16 protein-coding genes are annotated in these 15,040 nt (G+C 48.5%); 6 read left to right on the top strand and 10 right to left on the bottom strand.

Features of this window, described 5'->3' with window-relative positions:
• Positions 1–91: 91 nt before the first annotated feature.
• Together BWK47_RS09350 and BWK47_RS09345 are read right to left on the bottom strand one after the other, a co-directional pair.
• Positions 92–1,045 (bottom strand): RluA family pseudouridine synthase, encoded by a 954-nt coding sequence (locus BWK47_RS09350; RefSeq protein ID WP_162328438.1) that lies wholly within the window; start codon positions 1,043–1,045, stop codon positions 92–94.
• Positions 1,046–1,450, bottom strand: coding sequence for a DUF2237 family protein (locus BWK47_RS09345; RefSeq protein ID WP_162328437.1), 405 nt, complete (start codon positions 1,448–1,450; stop codon positions 1,046–1,048).
• 135 nt (positions 1,451–1,585) lie between these two features.
• On the opposite strand from BWK47_RS09345, the gene moeB reads away from it, so the two are divergent.
• Complete coding sequence (gene moeB / locus BWK47_RS09340; RefSeq protein WP_162328436.1) at positions 1,586–2,758, top strand: molybdopterin-synthase adenylyltransferase MoeB; 1,173 nt, start codon at positions 1,586–1,588, stop codon at positions 2,756–2,758.
• A gap of 109 nt (positions 2,759–2,867) precedes the next feature.
• On the opposite strand, the gene BWK47_RS09335 is transcribed toward moeB, so the two are convergent.
• Together BWK47_RS09335 and folB are read right to left on the bottom strand one after the other, a co-directional pair.
• Entirely contained in the window at positions 2,868–3,488 is a 621-nt protein-coding gene (locus BWK47_RS09335) for a LysE family translocator (RefSeq protein WP_162328435.1), read from the bottom strand.
• 10 nt (positions 3,489–3,498) lie between these two features.
• Entirely contained in the window at positions 3,499–3,951 is a 453-nt protein-coding gene (gene folB, locus BWK47_RS09330; RefSeq protein ID WP_162328434.1) for a dihydroneopterin aldolase, read from the bottom strand.
• Positions 3,952–3,965: 14 nt separating this feature from the next.
• Between folB and BWK47_RS09325 the strand changes: the two genes are divergently transcribed.
• Both BWK47_RS09325 and BWK47_RS09320 read left to right on the top strand, forming a co-directional pair.
• Complete coding sequence (locus tag BWK47_RS09325) at positions 3,966–4,385, top strand: NUDIX domain-containing protein (RefSeq protein WP_162328433.1); 420 nt, start codon at positions 3,966–3,968, stop codon at positions 4,383–4,385.
• A gap of 109 nt (positions 4,386–4,494) precedes the next feature.
• Complete coding sequence (locus BWK47_RS09320) at positions 4,495–6,111, top strand: glycoside hydrolase family 3 N-terminal domain-containing protein (protein ID WP_162328432.1); 1,617 nt, start codon at positions 4,495–4,497, stop codon at positions 6,109–6,111.
• A gap of 60 nt (positions 6,112–6,171) precedes the next feature.
• Here the strand turns inward: BWK47_RS09320 and BWK47_RS09315 are convergent, their stop codons facing one another.
• From BWK47_RS09315 to BWK47_RS09305, 3 genes are all read right to left on the bottom strand, one after another.
• Complete coding sequence (locus BWK47_RS09315) at positions 6,172–7,548, bottom strand: hypothetical protein (RefSeq protein ID WP_162329662.1); 1,377 nt, start codon at positions 7,546–7,548, stop codon at positions 6,172–6,174.
• A 41-nt stretch (positions 7,549–7,589) separates the two neighbouring features.
• A complete protein-coding gene (locus BWK47_RS09310) occupies positions 7,590–7,955 on the bottom strand; it encodes an NAD(P)H-quinone oxidoreductase subunit M (protein ID WP_010873053.1) in 366 nt (121 codons plus the stop codon).
• A gap of 263 nt (positions 7,956–8,218) precedes the next feature.
• Positions 8,219–8,728: an inorganic diphosphatase gene (locus BWK47_RS09305; RefSeq protein ID WP_014407118.1), complete on the bottom strand. Its 510-nt coding sequence runs from the start codon at positions 8,726–8,728 to the stop codon at positions 8,219–8,221.
• A 170-nt stretch (positions 8,729–8,898) separates the two neighbouring features.
• Here BWK47_RS09305 and BWK47_RS09300 point away from each other — a divergent pair, with 170 nt between their 5' ends.
• The gene (locus BWK47_RS09300; protein ID WP_162329661.1) at positions 8,899–10,071 is read left to right on the top strand and encodes a glycosyltransferase; all 1,173 of its coding nucleotides are present in this window, start codon (positions 8,899–8,901) and stop codon (positions 10,069–10,071) included.
• Between the two features lie 59 nt (positions 10,072–10,130).
• On the opposite strand, the gene clpS is transcribed toward BWK47_RS09300, so the two are convergent.
• A complete protein-coding gene (clpS, locus tag BWK47_RS09295; protein ID WP_443081617.1) occupies positions 10,131–10,421 on the bottom strand; it encodes an ATP-dependent Clp protease adapter ClpS in 291 nt (96 codons plus the stop codon).
• A gap of 127 nt (positions 10,422–10,548) precedes the next feature.
• Here clpS and BWK47_RS09290 point away from each other — a divergent pair, with 127 nt between their 5' ends.
• Entirely contained in the window at positions 10,549–12,021 is a 1,473-nt protein-coding gene (locus BWK47_RS09290) for an apocarotenoid-15,15'-oxygenase (protein WP_162328431.1), read from the top strand.
• Between the two features lie 133 nt (positions 12,022–12,154).
• Here BWK47_RS09290 and BWK47_RS09285 read toward each other — a convergent pair whose 3' ends face one another.
• Together BWK47_RS09285 and BWK47_RS09280 are read right to left on the bottom strand one after the other, a co-directional pair.
• Positions 12,155–12,595, bottom strand: a complete 441-nt coding sequence (locus BWK47_RS09285; protein WP_162328430.1) for a hypothetical protein — start codon at positions 12,593–12,595, stop codon at positions 12,155–12,157.
• Between the two features lie 112 nt (positions 12,596–12,707).
• Positions 12,708–14,231, bottom strand: coding sequence for a CPBP family intramembrane glutamic endopeptidase (locus BWK47_RS09280; protein WP_237270001.1), 1,524 nt, complete (start codon positions 14,229–14,231; stop codon positions 12,708–12,710).
• 152 nt (positions 14,232–14,383) lie between these two features.
• On the opposite strand from BWK47_RS09280, the gene BWK47_RS09275 reads away from it, so the two are divergent.
• Positions 14,384–14,977, top strand: a complete 594-nt coding sequence (locus tag BWK47_RS09275; RefSeq protein WP_162328429.1) for a Maf family nucleotide pyrophosphatase — start codon at positions 14,384–14,386, stop codon at positions 14,975–14,977.
• Positions 14,978–15,040 lie beyond the last annotated feature (63 nt).

Genomic DNA, 15,040 nt, shown 5'->3' with positions numbered 1-15,040 from the left:
AAGCCTTCCTTGATGTGGCCAAACTTAGACCGCATTCAGTTTGGTCATAGGTGATAGTCTATTTATCCCTTCCTTGCATCCATAGCAACATTTAGGGAATTCTTTGCCGCAAATAAACCAACAGCTTTTCAAAATGGGCTGGCATAGGGGCGATCGCCGTGATGGTTTCCCCGCTCACTGGATGGATGAGGGAAAGCTGGTGGGCATGGAGGGCTTGGCCGGGCAGGTTGACGTTGACACTGCCAGGGGAAGTGTAGAGATTATCCCCTACCAAAGGATGGCCCATTTGCTTACTGTGTACGCGAATTTGGTGGGTACGGCCCGTTTCTAGCTGAAATTCCAACCAACTGTGGTTCCCAATCCTTTCCAACAGTCGCCAATGGGTAACCGCTTCCCGACCCCCTTTTTCCACCGGTACAATACCCATTTTCTGGCGATCGCCGGGATGACGGCCCACGGGGAGATTGACCGTGCCTTGAATTTCCCTTGGAGATCCATAAACAATGCCCCAATACAGACGGCGAGCAGTTTTCTCATTGAGTTGAACCTGTAGGTTATGCAGTGCTAATTCAGTTTTGGCCACCACCATAGCTCCGGTAGTATCTTTGTCTAAACGATGGACAATGCCCGGTCTTTGCACACCGCCAATGCCAGCTAAATCGGGACAATGGGCCAACAAAGCATTAACCACTGTGCCGTCGGGATGACCAGGGCCAGGATGTACCACCAGCCCTGCTGGTTTGTTAATGATAATTAACTGTTCATCTTCATACAAAATATCCAACGGAATATCCTGGGCCACCACATCCAAAGGAATCACCTCAGGAATATTAACCACCAGGCGATCGCCGGTTTTGAGGATCAACTTTTTATCCTGACAAACTAACCCATTGCGTTGCACCTGCCCCGACTCAATCAATTTTTGACAACGGGAACGGGACAACTCCGGTAACTGTTCCGCCAACCATTTATCCAGGCGATCGCCATCTTTTGTAACAACCAATTCTTCCTGATCGCCGTCTAAGTCTGTGATTGTATCAATCATTTATTCTTCTTCCGGTGAAAATTGTCCAGGCAACGCATGGGGAATCAACGCATCCAAATTGATCACCTCCAACGCAGAAACGTGGGTGGCACTCAAATCCACCAACGGAGCCATGCCAGCATCCTTCGCTTCCTGCCAGCGGGCCGCGCATAAACACCATTTATCCCCTGGTTTTAACCCTGGAAATTGGTAAGCCGGTTGGGGCGTGGAAAGATCGTTGCCCCGGGCTTTGGAAAACTGCAAAAATTCCGCCGTCACCTGGGCACAAACCACATGGCGGCCGAAATCCGTCGGCCCCGTTTGGCAGTAACCGTTGCGGTAAAACCCTGTCAAAGGAGACTTACAGCAACATTTGAGGTCACCGCCCAACACATTCTTATCCCGGGAATCCTGGAGAGTAGCCATATTGTTTAACCAAAAATAAGAATTCTATTTAACAATCTTCACACCAAAACCATGGTAGTGCCGCCGCCAAAAAGACTAAAATGATAGGTTCGTTGCGGCCATAGTCCCGACGATGATTTTCCGTGAACAACAGCAATGCTTAACCCAAACCTAGCAGAGATCGAACTCTCCCAAGACGACTACCAACGGTATTCCCGCCATATTATTTTGCCGGAGGTGGGGCTCGACGGCCAAAAACGCATCAAGGCCGCCAGTGTCCTATGCATTGGTTCCGGGGGTCTAGGTTCCCCACTGCTACTCTATCTAGCGGCGGCGGGGGTAGGACGCATCGGCTTAGTGGACTTTGACATTGTTGATACTTCCAACCTGCAACGGCAGATTATCCACAGCACTTCCTGGGTGGGCAAGCCCAAAATTGAGTCGGCCAAGCACAGTATTCTGGAAATTAATCCTTTCTGTCAGGTAGACCTCTACGAAACCCAGATTTCTTCCGCCAATGCGTTGGAAATTATTGAACCCTACGACATTGTCATCGATGGTACGGACAATTTTCCCACCCGTTATTTAACCAACGATGCCTGTGTGCTGTTGAATAAACCTAACGTTTACGGCTCTATTTTTCGTTTTGAGGGGCAAGCTACGGTGTTTAATTACCAAGGTGGCCCCAACTACCGAGATTTGTATCCCGAACCACCACCACCGGGTATGGTTCCTTCCTGTGCAGAAGGGGGCGTTCTTGGGGTTTTGCCGGGCATTGTGGGTACAATTCAAGCCACGGAAGCGCTCAAGATTATGCTCGGTGCTCCCAACACCCTCAGCGGTCGTCTGCTACTATTCAATGCCTGGGATATGAAATTCCGGGAATTGAAATTACGTCCTAATCCTGTGCGGCCGGTCATTGAAAAATTAATCGATTATGACCAGTTTTGCGGCATTCCCCAGGCCAAAGCCGCCGAAGCCGCCGACGCCCAGGCACTGCCAGAAATGACTGTGACGGAACTCAAAGCTCTGTTCGATAGTGGTGCTGATGATTATGTTCTAATCGATGTGCGTAATCCCAATGAGTACGATATTGCCCGTATTCCAGGGGCAGTATTGGTACCTTTACCCGACATTGAAGAGGGACCGGGCATAGAAAAAGTGCGGGATTTGGTCAATGGTCATCGTTTGATTGCCCACTGCAAAATGGGGGGACGTTCTGCTAAGGCATTGACTATCCTCAAGCAAGCAGGCATTGAAGGCATCAATGTTAAAGGGGGCATCACTGCTTGGAGCCAGGAAGTTGACCCCAGTGTGACTCAATATTAACTCTGTCCTTTGCCCATAGTTCTGAATAATTTTGGCGATCGCCATTTTCTCAGTAGTGGAGATGGCGGTTGCTTTTTTATATGGGATTTACCCAACTGATTTATATTCACTAGCTTGAAATAAGCAAAAATACACCGACCGAAATCATTAGAGCGCCGGCTAGATAATTCATCATCCGTTTATTTTGTCTACTGATTAATAGCCCTGAGCGGTGGGCAAGAAAAGCATAAAATATTTTCACACCTCCCACTGTCAGAATGGCGGTTAAGATTATAACTGCGATATCAAGATAGGCAATGCTATTGATATCAACAAAAGTAGGCAAAAATCCCAGGTAAAAAAGGACAGCTTTTTGGTCTGCTAAAGTTATGAGCAATCCGGCAGAAAAACTAGAAGAGAGGGATTTGACATCTACCTTAGCCAGACTTTGATTGTTAACCTTGGCTAGGATAGTGTTGATTCCCAGCCAACTTAAATAAATGCCGCTGATGTATTTAAGAATGACAAAAAAATCTCCCATTGCCCCCTGTAAAAAAGCCAAACCCCAAAGAGCAATGAGAATAAAAATAATGTCGCCTAAAACAACGCCGAGCGCGGCAAATAAGCCATGGATAAAACCACCACTGGCACTTTTACTCGAAACAGTTAACACACTCAAACTCGGAAGGGCGGCTAGGATCAACATCGCCCCAAACAAACTGAGTATGCTAGACCAACCCATGGTTAACACTTTAAATAACCTAACGACTCCGAAGAATTTCTAGGGTCACATCCCCGTCAAAATCTGGAATAGGAGCTTGGCATTTAGTCAGAGCTACTTTAACTTGCTGGGTTTTGCCCGTTCCCAAAATGGCATCGGCGATCGCCTCGGCTAGTTTTTCAATCATTTTAAATTTGGACTCACGGATGAGCTTTTGTACGATTGCCACCGCATCCGCATAGTTGAGGGTATCGTTTAGATCATCGCTCTGCCCAGCCTTGGCCAAATCGATCCAGATGGTGAGATCAACCTCAAACCATTGCCCTAAAAACTGCTCTGCATCGAAGTAGCCAGTGTAACCATAGGCTCGAATTCCCTTAACGTTTAACGTATCCATAAATTGATTAAGTACTAACTGACTACCAGGTATTGAACTAAGAATAACAAGTCCTCCAGCTAACCATGGTATGATCACCCCGTCAAAAATTGCCATAATCTTTCCCTGCCATGCCTCCCCAATTTCCCCTAGCTACGGTTGGTGCGCTGGTTACTGCTCCCGACGGCCGAGTTTTAATTGTCAAAACCACCAAATGGCGGGGCACCTGGGGGGTGCCGGGGGGAAAGGTGGAATGGGGAGAAACATTAGAAGCGGCCCTGAAACGGGAATTCCAGGAAGAAGTGGGACTGGATCTGCACGAAATAAAGTTTGCTTTGGTACAGGAAGCAGTGAATGATGAACAGTTCCATTGCCCAGCCCATTTTGTTTTATTAAACTACTACGCTCGTTGTGAGTCCACTCAGGTGATTCCCAATGAAGAAATTGTCCAATGGGAATGGCTCACTCCCCTAGAAGCATTTGATTTTCCCCTTAATAGTTTTACCAAGCTACTTTTGGAAGATTATCAGCAACGTTTTATGTCCACTTAATAATTACTAAAATCAGTTTTGTTCAGCAATCAATGGAACCAAATTCGTTAAGCTTGACCCAACTAGAAATTGATCTTTAAGTATTTTAACAATAAGCAAATCGAAAATTATGGCGGCCATCAACCCCGGCAATTGGACTTTACGAGAAAAAATTGGCCAATTAATTGTGGTGCGGGCTTCAGGATTTTTGTTTGACCATCAAATCCGTTACCCTGCTTGGGAAGCTCCCAATCAAACTCTGCAGAATTGGTTAGCAAACCTTAATTTGGGTGGGGTAATTCTCTTGGGGGGCAGTGGGGCTGAATTAGCTTTGCGCACTGCTCAGTTACAGAGTTGGGCTCCGACGCCATTACTTTTGACCGCTGACATTGAGGAGGGGGTGGGGCAAAGATTCCCTGGGGCAACGTGGTTTCCCCCTCCCATGGCTTTAGGTAGCATTGCCGAAAAAAATTTGGATTTGGCTAAAAATTATGCCCACCAAATGGGAGAAGTGATTGCCCAGGAGGCTCTAGCAGTGGGCTTGAATTGGATTTTGGCCCCGATCGCCGATGTGAATAATAATCCTGATAATCCGGTAATTAATGTACGGGCCTTTGGCGAAACTCCGGCAATTGTGGGCACGTTGGTGCGGGAATTTATTGCGGGAACCCAGCAATTTCCTGTGCTAAATTCTGCTAAACACTTCCCTGGCCATGGGGACACTAGCACCGATTCCCATTTACATTTGCCCGTTATTCCCCACCCCATCGACCGACTGGAAACCTTGGAGTTGCTTCCTTTTCAGCAGGCGATCGCCCAGGGAGTGGATAGTGTGATGACTGCCCACATTCTTGTTCCTGCTTGGGATGGAAAAAATCCTGCTACTTTGTCCCCAACTATTTTGACTGGGCAATTGAGGGAAAAACTGGGTTTTGAAGGCATCATTGTCACCGATGCACTGATTATGGGAGGCATTACGGACATTGCTAGCCCAGGGGAAGTGGCCGTCCGGGCTTTGGAAGCAGGGGTCGACATTCTACTAATGCCACCGGATCCGGTACCAGTAATCACGGCGATCGCCACAGCGGTGGAATCAGGTCGTTTAACGGAGGAGAGAATTGAACAATCTTTGCAACGGGTATTAATTGCCAAGGAAAAATTGGCCCCCGTCCCTGATCCGAGCAATTTCACCATTAATTTACAAACTGGGCCCGGCCGTAAATTAGTCGATCAAATTCTTACTACAGCATTGGAAACCGGGGGAGCTTTGCCCATTGCTAACCTAGGCGATCGACAAGGAAAAAATTTAATGGTCGTCGACGATTTGCTTACCGCCGATTACCTCGACCGGGCTTGTCCTGCCTTAACTTGGCCCCTCCGGGCAGGATACGACGCCCAAATTTTAACTGCCGATTTGTTGGAGCATTATCCCCTTGGTGAACATCCCTTTTTGCTCCAGGTATTTATCCGGGGTAATCCTTTCCGGGGCACTGCAGGATTAACTCCCCTAACCCAGACTTTGTATCGCCAATGCTTAGGCCATCCATCTTTACAAGGGCTAATCATCTACGGCAGTCCCTACGTTTTAGCCTGGTTCCAAACCCAAATAGCAGAGCTCTGTCCCCATTTACCTTGGGCTTTTTCCCATGGCCAAATGCCCCAAGCCCAGGCGATCGCCATTGGCCGATTATTTGATTGGCAAGATTTATCCGCTCAAGGCATTAAAGATGGGACTTTTACCACCTAAAAACTGATTTCCCAAGGCTCAAGCAATACTCCGGAAAACCATAGCACTGGTAATTCTTACTCAACTATCTGAGGGAGTAGGGGTCAGTTCATCCAACGGTTCTGAAGGTGCTGGCGGAAGCTCGGTAATTTCTTCTTCAATCACCTTTTCCTCTGCCATTGTCTGCAGAATTTCCTCTTCTGTCTCCCCTACCAACTCCAGTTCCTCCACTGCTTCAGGCTGTTGGATCTCTGGGGATAATTGTGGGGCAGACTCGGAAGTATTTTCCTCTGTAATGCCCTCTGGGGAAGTGCTCAAATCCGTGACTGATTCCTCTGGAGCGGCAACGGGAACTTCTTCCACTACTACTTCTGTTTCCTCCACTTCAACCTGTTGATCGGGTTTAACTGATTCTGTCGCTTCTGGTTGAATGGAAGATTCCGGCGCAGTTTCCACCAATTCCTCCAGTTCTCCCGCTTCCTCTACAGGTTCCACTCCAAAGGGGAGGTCCAAACCAACCATGGTGTAGGCCTCCGCTAGGGGCACATCCCCCCGCATTAAACGGGAAAAGGCATCCTGGCCATCAGGTTGGTAATTAATCACCCGCACTGTGTTGTTAAAACGGTTAGCCACTAGGTTACCTGCTTCATCAATAAACTCTAATTTGAGCCAATTTTCCCCGGTTTCAAAGCCTTCTAGGTAAATGGGTTGCCATTGGTCCATCAAAAAACTTTCATCATTGACAGTGACCCGGATGCGCCAATCGCTCAAGTCAGCATCATTGGCCGCTGCAATGTGGAGGGGGGCGTTGGTCAAATAATAGTCCAAAAGAATTGGTTCAGCACCGTAGTCTCCCTTGGGACGGCTATAGGTCAACAGGGGTAGGTCGGAGTCTGGATTATTGCTGTCGGTTTTGGTGAGAACGTGGAAAGTAACTTGGGCATAGGCCCCATCGTTTTTATAGCTTTCGTGCCAAGGACGGACAGGAAAGGCCCGCAGGGTATGGGTACCTGGCTCCAAATCTTCTAGGATAATGGGCTGGTCTAGGTTGTAGATTGCTCGATAGGGTTCGTTATCCAAAATTAAATGGACATGGGCCCGCAGGGGAACAGTATCATCCTGGTTCAGGGGGAGGTCTTCCGCCCGGAGTTGCACCACCACTGTGGTCTTTTTCAGCACCGTATCGGGGGCCGGGGAGAGGATTGTTACCTGGGGTTGGTATTGATTAAAGCTGGAGGCTAGGGCTTGTATTGTTTTGGGGGGAGATACTTCCCGCAGGTTGCCCAACTGCACTGGTTCGCTAGTTTTAACTAAGGGGGGCGGGGATGATGCGGATAAGGATTGACAACCCCCTAAACCCATGGCGATCGCCAGCAGACATACCGTCAGCACAGTGGTCACATGGGACCAATAGCTTGGCCGACAATTATTTTGATTCTGCCAATGGCGATCGAGCACGGTGTTAAGCCTCCCTCCAGTTATGGTCAATTTATACCAAGTTAGTTATCCAGCCAATATTTTCCTGCCGTTTCCTGATTTTCCACCTTGGGCAGCCCCATGCTGTAATTCAACACCCGACAATCTAGGTTGTAACTAACTTTACCTGCTTGCAACAGGTCACGGATAAAATGCTCCAAATCCGAGCCAATGCGCCGTAAATTGTAGTCAGTTAAATCTTCGCCGCTGTAGGACTCCACCAACTCATCGAAACGACGATAAACCTGTTGCAGAGCATCTTCATTCCAAACAAATTCGTTATCGGGGTCCACATCCATGGTTAAGACATTGTTACTGGGAATCAGTTCATTACCTTGTACTTCAGCGCTAAAAATACGGACGTGGCGGGTAGTGGATTTAACAAGCATGGCAATTAGCTAAGCCTCTGGAGATCAAGAGTAATTTTAAACAAATTTGTCCGGGGTCGGTCACCAGGCAATGGCAAGAATCCAGCCAAACCCTTGTTTGAAGAAGATATTTAAAAGTTTTATCGCCCCTATCAACTAATAGGAGGGGGGCTTTAGGGCCAGGGGAAGACCCTCGATTTGAGCCCATAGCCCCCCAAATTAAGAAGTCCGGGGGCAAACAAAATTTAGAGGATTTACCGGTTCAGTTAGCTCCACCCCAACTACTATTTGTAGTTCTTAACGCACTCTTCCACCAAGGGCAGCACTGCATCTACATCTTTCCAGCCCAGAATTTCTGTCACCTTTTTCTCCAAATTTTTGTAGGAGCGGAAGAACTCGGCAATTTCATCCAAGCGGTGCCCAGCCAGGTCATTGATGGATTTAACGTAGGTGTAGCGGGGATCTTTGGCGGGAACACAAAGAATTTTTTCGTCCCGATCGCCGCCGTCAATCATTTCCAACATACCAATGGGGCGGGCAGTAATTACGCAACCGGGGAAAGTGGGCTGATCCATAATCACCATGCCATCGAGGGGATCGCCATCGTCAGCCAGGGTGTTGGGGATAAAACCGTAGTCGTAGGGATATTGCACAGAGGAATACAGTACCCGGTCGAGGGCAAAGCAATTCATGTCTTTGTCAAACTCGTATTTATTTTTGCTCCCTGCGGGAATTTCGATCAACACATTGATCAAACCGGCTTTGGGCTGGGCAGGAATACGGCTTAGATCCACAATTTTTCTCCAACAAAATACAAAAGAGTCACAACCAAACGGGCTCAAAACCCGATCGCATTTTACTCGTTGGGCTCCCCTTGTACCTAGCCTTGGCTGAGGGGAATTTCCCTTGTCCTCTCTACGGGCCATAATTAGGGCGGTCATTGTCAATTTTTCTGCCCCTGTCCATGGTCTATTTTCCCCTGCAATCGTTAGCCACTGCCCTAACAGTGCCCAAGCTGGGGGAGGCCGATGGTATTTTCCTTTCCCTGGTGTTGCCCACCTATAACGAAGGGGAAAATATACAAGCCATGGTAACTACCCTGGTGGAACTGTTGGAAAACTGTTGGTCTGGGCGGTATGAGTTGATTGTGGTGGACGATGACAGTCCCGATTTAACTTGGCAAAAGGCTTTTAACTTAAGCGAAACCTATCCCCAATTGCGGGTGATTCGGAGAATGGATGGGCGGGGTTTATCCACGGCGGTGATTCGAGGTTGGCAGGAAGCTAGGGGAAATTTTTTAGGAGTTATTGATGCAGATTTACAGCATCCTCCCCAGGTCTTGCTGGCCCTGTTGGCAGAAATGGAGCGGGGGGCAGATTTGGCGGTGGCTAGTCGTCATCAATCAGGAGGGGGGGTCAGTCAATGGAGTTTAGTGCGAAGGCTACTTTCCCGGGGGGCCCAGATGCTAGGTTTATTAATTCTGCCGGAGGTAATTGGCCGTCTGTCCGACCCCATGAGTGGTTTTTTCTTGGTTAGGCGTCAGGCGATCGCCGATTGTCCCCTCAGTCCAGTGGGTTACAAAATCCTCATTGAAGTGACGGCCCGGGGGCGCATCCGTTGGTTGGCGGAGGTCGGCTACGTTTTTCAAGAACGGCGATCGGGGCAAAGCAAGGTCACTTGGCGTCAGTATGTGGAATATCTCCAGCATCTATGCAAACTGAGATTGTCCCTTTCCTCCCGGTTTTTGCAATTTTGCGCTGTGGGGCTAACCGGAGTGGCGGTGGACATGGCCATTTTATTTATCCTCACGGAACCATCCCTGGGGGATCTGCCCCTGAGCCGCAGTAAGATCATCGCCGCCCAGTTAGCCATCCTGAACAACTTTTTTTGGAATGACCGTTGGACTTTTCAAGATCTAACCCAGGGACAAAATAGTCCCTCCCAAGTCAGTAAACGTCTGCTCAAATTTAACCTGATCTGCTGGGCTGGCCTGGGCATTAACCTGGGGCTGTTGAATTTCTTCTTTAACTTTTCCCACTTCAACCGCTACCTGGCCAACGCCCTGGCGATCGCCCTAGTGACCCTCTGGAACTTTTGGTTCAACCTCAAACTTAGTTGGCGAGTTACGGATGTCTAATGCCCTCCGCCGCTGAAGTTCCACCGGATCAACCGTTGTCATCAAGAAAAAATTAGGGTCTATTCGTCCGGTTCGATGGTGCTGGACAGCCCGTGACTCCGCAGGGTTTCACAGTAAAACTCAGCGTGTTCCAACTCACAGGTAATCACCAAAGACATGCCGTTAACGTGGGCTTCCATCATAATGTCCACCGCTTGGGGCTGGGTCATGCCCGCCACCGTCTGGATCAAAGTTTGCACCACATGCTCCATGGAGTTGAAGTCATCGTTGTGCAGTAAGACCCGGTAACGGGGGGCGTGTTTGCGGATTGTGCTATTGCTGGGCTTGTTTAAAACTTCGGTCGCCATCATTTACCTCCCTGGGCGAAAGTGGAAAAACTTCAGATTCTTTACGTATAGATTTTAACCCCCAGTTCCCCGGAGCGGAGAACGTTACAATGGTAAAAGTAAAGAAATGTAACAAACTTCCCCATTGACCATGGTCACTTCCCCGACAACCAGTTCCCCCTCGCAAAGATCCTATAGTCCGCAGGATTGGCTGAGAGGTTACCAGTCCCAGCCCCAGGAGTGGGATTATTGGGTCGAAGACGTGGAAGGGAGCATACCCCCAGACCTCCAGGGAACGCTCTATCGCAACGGCCCTGGATTATTGGAAATTGGCGATCGCCCTTTGAAGCATCCCTTTGACGGGGACGGCATGGTGACAGCCTTTAGATTTAATGGGGGCGGTCGAGTACATTTCCAGAGCAAATTTGTCCGCACCCAGGGTTACGTGGAAGAGCAAAAAGCGGGAAAAATGCTCTACCGGGGCGTCTTCGGTTCCCAACCGGCGGGGGGCTGGCTCAAAAATATCTTTGACTTACGGCTAAAAAACATTGCCAACACCAACATTACCTACTGGGGCGATCGGCTCTTGGCTCTGTGGGAAGGGGGACAACCCCATCGCTTAAAACCATCGAACTTAGCAACCATTGGCTTGGATGATTTAGGCGGCATCCTTGCGGAAGGGCAACCCCTGTCGGCCCATCCCCGCATTGACCCAGCTTCGACTTTTGATGGGGGCCAACCCTGCTACGTCACTTTTTCGATCAAATCCGGACTGAGTAGTACCCTAACCCTGCTGGAACTAGACCCCCAGGGCAAATTGTTGCGGCAAAAAACTGAAACTTTTCCCGGTTTCGCTTTTATTCATGATTTTGCCATCACGCCCCATTACGCTATTTTTCTGCAAAATAACGTTACCCTCAACGGGTTACCCTACCTTTTAGGTTTGCGAGGAGCAGGGGAATGTGTGCAATTTCATCCCGATAAACCCTCTCAAATTATTCTCGTTCCTAGGGACGGTGGAGAAATAAAAAGAATTCCGGTACAGGCAGGTTTTATTTTCCACCATGCCAATGCCTTTGAGCAGGCTGGCAAAATAATTCTCGATTCCATTTGTTACAATTCCCTACCCCAGGTAGATGCCGATGGGGATTTTCGTAGTACGAATTTCGACAATTTGGATCCCGGACAGCTATGGCGTTTCACCATTGATCCCGCAGTAGCCACGGTGGAAAAACATTTAATGATTAGCCGTTGTTGCGAGTTCCCCGTCATCCATCCCCAGCACGTTGGTCGTCCATATCGCTATGTTTACATGGGAGCCGCCCACCACAGCACAGGCAATGCTCCCCTCCAGGCCATTCTCAAAGTAGATCTAGAGTCCGGCACTGAAACTCTACGTTCCTTTGCCCCCCATGGTTTTGCCGGGGAACCGATTTTTGTGCCCCCACCCGGTGGCGTGGCTGAAGATGATGGTTGGTTGCTCTGCTTGATTTATAAAGCTGATTTGCACCGTTCCGAACTAGTGATTCTTGATGCTCAGGACATTACTGCTCCGGCGATCGCCACGTTGAAATTAAAGCACCACATTCCCTATCCTCTCCATGGTTCCTGGGCTCAAGGCTAATTTTGAGGCTTGGTTTAATTGAAAAAAGCATGGGGTAACGAACTGTAAAGCTTTCTTAGCAAAGCTAGCCAGGATTTTTTTGCCCCTATGTTGTTTTAATCGTGAGAATGGCTGGAGCATAGCCAAAATACTATTACCAACGGTCAAATTCATAGTAAATATTGCCCAAAGTTTCGTAGGTGATGCCAGGAAGTTTGCTCAGTTTACCGTCCAGGTAATCCATCGCTTCTTCCTTAGTCATGTTAGTACGCTGCATAAAAGTCAGTACGCTCACTTTGCCCTGACTTTGTTTCACCAATTTTTCAAAAATTACCTCTACATCCTTTTTTAAATTCCGCAGGTAAATATAGATAGTGAAAGCGTAAATAAAGGAAAAAATTAGCCCCAAAATGTGAAATAAGGGCAGTCTAAATAAAGAGTCGGCAAAAACAAATTCAAAAATGGCGAAAAAACCGAGGGTAGAGAAAAACACCGGCGTTGAACCAATGCGTTCCTGCTCTGTTCTCGATTTCAGGCTGACTAAACGGTAAACGTAAAAAATGGCTGTTAAGAACAAATAAAAAAGCCAGTCCATAAAAACTCACCAGTCCACTGGCGACTCACCACAGGTTAGGGGGCTAGAGAAAAATTCGGCCTGCCAGCACCATTCTAGAATCTTACTTTCAAAATCAGGGCACTATTGGCATTCAACTGCCACCCAAAATAAATAGGCTTAACAAAGTTCCACTATTCCAGAGACTGTGGAGAATCATTGAAGATAAAAGATTGCGAGAACGGCTATAAACCAGGCCGAGAATGGAGCCCAAGACAAATAGGGGCAAAATTTCCGACACATTCAAATGGGCAATGGCAAACAATAAACTGCTGAGAATAATGGCTAAACTGACGGGAAAATAGCGGGTTAGGGCCGGCAGGAGAAAGCCCCGGAAGATAATTTCTTCAAACACCGGCGCTAAAACGGCAGCCGTAAAAAAGAAAATTCCTAGCACTAACCAATTTTGGGAATCCAAAGCAAGGGAAAGCAAGGGATTACTGCCCCCCTGGCCCTGCCAAATTTCCTGATTTACTAAAGATACCAACACCACCAAGGGCAATGCCACCAGGTACCCTCCCAAGCCCCACAAAATTGCTCCGAAGTTAGGACGCAGGGTAAACCAATCCTGGGGTAGGGGACGAAAATTTTTCAGGGAAAGGAATAAAACCCCCAAACCCACTGAGGCGATCGCCCCATAGGTGGCCAATACGTAGAAGGCTTTGCCCATCAATGACAAATCTGCCATGGGCAGAGGTAACACCCCCACCACCAACGGCAAAACAATCTGGCTGGGAAAAAAGAAACCCACCACCAACACCTGCCAAGTGGTTTCCCAATTCCAGGGAGTGTCCCATCTGGTTTTGGCGTTAGTAGCTAGAATTGCCTTTTCCCGACCCAAAGCCCATTGCAATAACAGTCCAATCATCAGCAAAACACCGATGCCTCCTCCCAACAAAGGCAAGCTGTTGAGTAGGGCTAATTTCACCAGGGCCCGCTGGCTAGCCTTTTCCACTTCTGTTTGCAACGCTCCACAAGCGGGGGTATCACAAACCTGCTCGAGGCTTTCAAGATTACCTTGGCGGCGATAAAGCTGGGTCAGTCCCTGCCAACGAAACCATCCCTTTAATTGGCTATTAATAACCGCTTCCGCATTGGAGGGGATGGGTTCGGCTTGTTGTAGAGCAATCAGCACGGTGGCGATTTCTTGCTCATTTGGCTCACCGTTGCTCATTACAGATTGCCAAGTATCGAGGGATTTTTTCGTCTGATTTTCAGCATATTGGAGCAACCCCAAATTAATTTGAATTTGGTTTAGGGTCTTTTGATTTTTGGCAATGACTGCTTGGATTGGAGCCGGGTCGCCATTGGGGGCAGTTTCCAGAGCCGCTTGTTGATTTTTGAGCCGGTCTAGATAGTCAGTCAATTCCTGGACCGCTATTTCGTACTGTTTTAACCCTCCCTGTTGGGGTTGACTTTCCAATAGGGCTGTTTGCAGGGTTTCCCGCCATGTTCCCGATGCCCCATCTCCCTGCCAAACAGAAGCTTGCAACAATAGATTGGTTTGGGAAAGTTGTAGCTGAGACTGTACTTGGGGTTCCTCTAAACTTCCCACCAGGGAAAGTAAAAAGGGCACCAGGGAAATAACCGTCAACAGGGCGAGGATAATTCGCTTCATCAAAAAAAACTGGGTCTAAAACCCCGTCCTTGGCTGAGGGACGGCTGTGTTAATCAACGTAGCATAACCCATCGCCCCTTTTTGGCCAGGCCGGTTATCCCCCTCGGGGAGCATTGCCTTTGTAGTACAATAACAGTTAAAAAATAACAATTATGCCTCCAACTTTTGTCCTTGCTTCTGCTTCCCCCGCTCGCAAACGTTTGCTGGAAATGGCCGGCATTAGCCCCCTAGTGGCCGTGAGCCATTTCGATGAATCTTCCTTAGCCGCTGACAACACAGTGGCCCTGGTGGAAGCTCTGGCCAAGGCTAAAGCAGGAACGGTGGCCAGTAAATTCGCTGATGCCCTCGTCCTCGGCTGTGATTCCCTTTTATTGGTTAATGGTCAAACCTACGGTAAACCAGAGTCTCCCGCGGTGGCGATCGCCCGTTGGCAAACCATGAGGGGTCAGGTGGGGGAACTGTACACGGGCCATGCCTTGATTGACCGCACCCAAAACCGTTGCCTGTGCCAAACGGGGTTAACCAAAGTTCATTTTGCTGATGTGGATGACGACACCATCCAAGCCTACGTGGGTAGTGGGGAGCCCCTCCAATGTGCTGGGGCGTTTGCCCTGGAAGGCAAAGGGGGAATGTTGATTAATAAACTGGATGGTTGTTCCAGCAACGTGATTGGCTTGAGCTTGCCTATTCTGCGGTCATTGTTGCAACGGTTGGGCTACTCTTTGGCTGACTTTTGGCAACAATGAATTGAGAATGTCCCCTTGCATCGGCCTGATTAATTTTTCTTGGCGATACAGCCACAGCCCAAC

This window comes from Synechocystis sp. CACIAM 05 (genome assembly GCF_010222815.1).
In the GTDB taxonomy this organism is placed as follows: Bacteria; Cyanobacteriota; Cyanobacteriia; order Cyanobacteriales; family Microcystaceae; genus Synechocystis.
This window is presented reverse-complemented; position numbering and strand designations above follow the sequence as displayed.

Excerpts from the sequence above, each read along its gene's own strand:
- BWK47_RS09350 (WP_162328438.1), bottom strand. The coding sequence starts at position 1,045 with ATGATTGATACAATCACAGACTTAGACGGCGATCAGGAAGAATTGGTT.
- BWK47_RS09345 (WP_162328437.1), bottom strand. The coding sequence starts at position 1,450 with ATGGCTACTCTCCAGGATTCCCGGGATAAGAATGTGTTGGGCGGTGAC.
- moeB (WP_162328436.1), top strand. The coding sequence starts at position 1,586 with ATGCTTAACCCAAACCTAGCAGAGATCGAACTCTCCCAAGACGACTAC.
- folB (WP_162328434.1), bottom strand. The coding sequence starts at position 3,951 with ATGGCAATTTTTGACGGGGTGATCATACCATGGTTAGCTGGAGGACTT.
- BWK47_RS09325 (WP_162328433.1), top strand. The coding sequence starts at position 3,966 with ATGCCTCCCCAATTTCCCCTAGCTACGGTTGGTGCGCTGGTTACTGCT.
- BWK47_RS09320 (WP_162328432.1), top strand. The coding sequence starts at position 4,495 with ATGGCGGCCATCAACCCCGGCAATTGGACTTTACGAGAAAAAATTGGC.
- BWK47_RS09310 (WP_010873053.1), bottom strand. The coding sequence starts at position 7,955 with ATGCTTGTTAAATCCACTACCCGCCACGTCCGTATTTTTAGCGCTGAA.
- BWK47_RS09300 (WP_162329661.1), top strand. The coding sequence starts at position 8,899 with ATGGTCTATTTTCCCCTGCAATCGTTAGCCACTGCCCTAACAGTGCCC.
- clpS (WP_443081617.1), bottom strand. The coding sequence starts at position 10,421 with ATGATGGCGACCGAAGTTTTAAACAAGCCCAGCAATAGCACAATCCGC.
- BWK47_RS09290 (WP_162328431.1), top strand. The coding sequence starts at position 10,549 with ATGGTCACTTCCCCGACAACCAGTTCCCCCTCGCAAAGATCCTATAGT.
- BWK47_RS09285 (WP_162328430.1), bottom strand. The coding sequence starts at position 12,595 with ATGGACTGGCTTTTTTATTTGTTCTTAACAGCCATTTTTTACGTTTAC.
- BWK47_RS09280 (WP_237270001.1), bottom strand. The coding sequence starts at position 14,231 with ATGAAGCGAATTATCCTCGCCCTGTTGACGGTTATTTCCCTGGTGCCC.
- BWK47_RS09275 (WP_162328429.1), top strand. The coding sequence starts at position 14,384 with ATGCCTCCAACTTTTGTCCTTGCTTCTGCTTCCCCCGCTCGCAAACGT.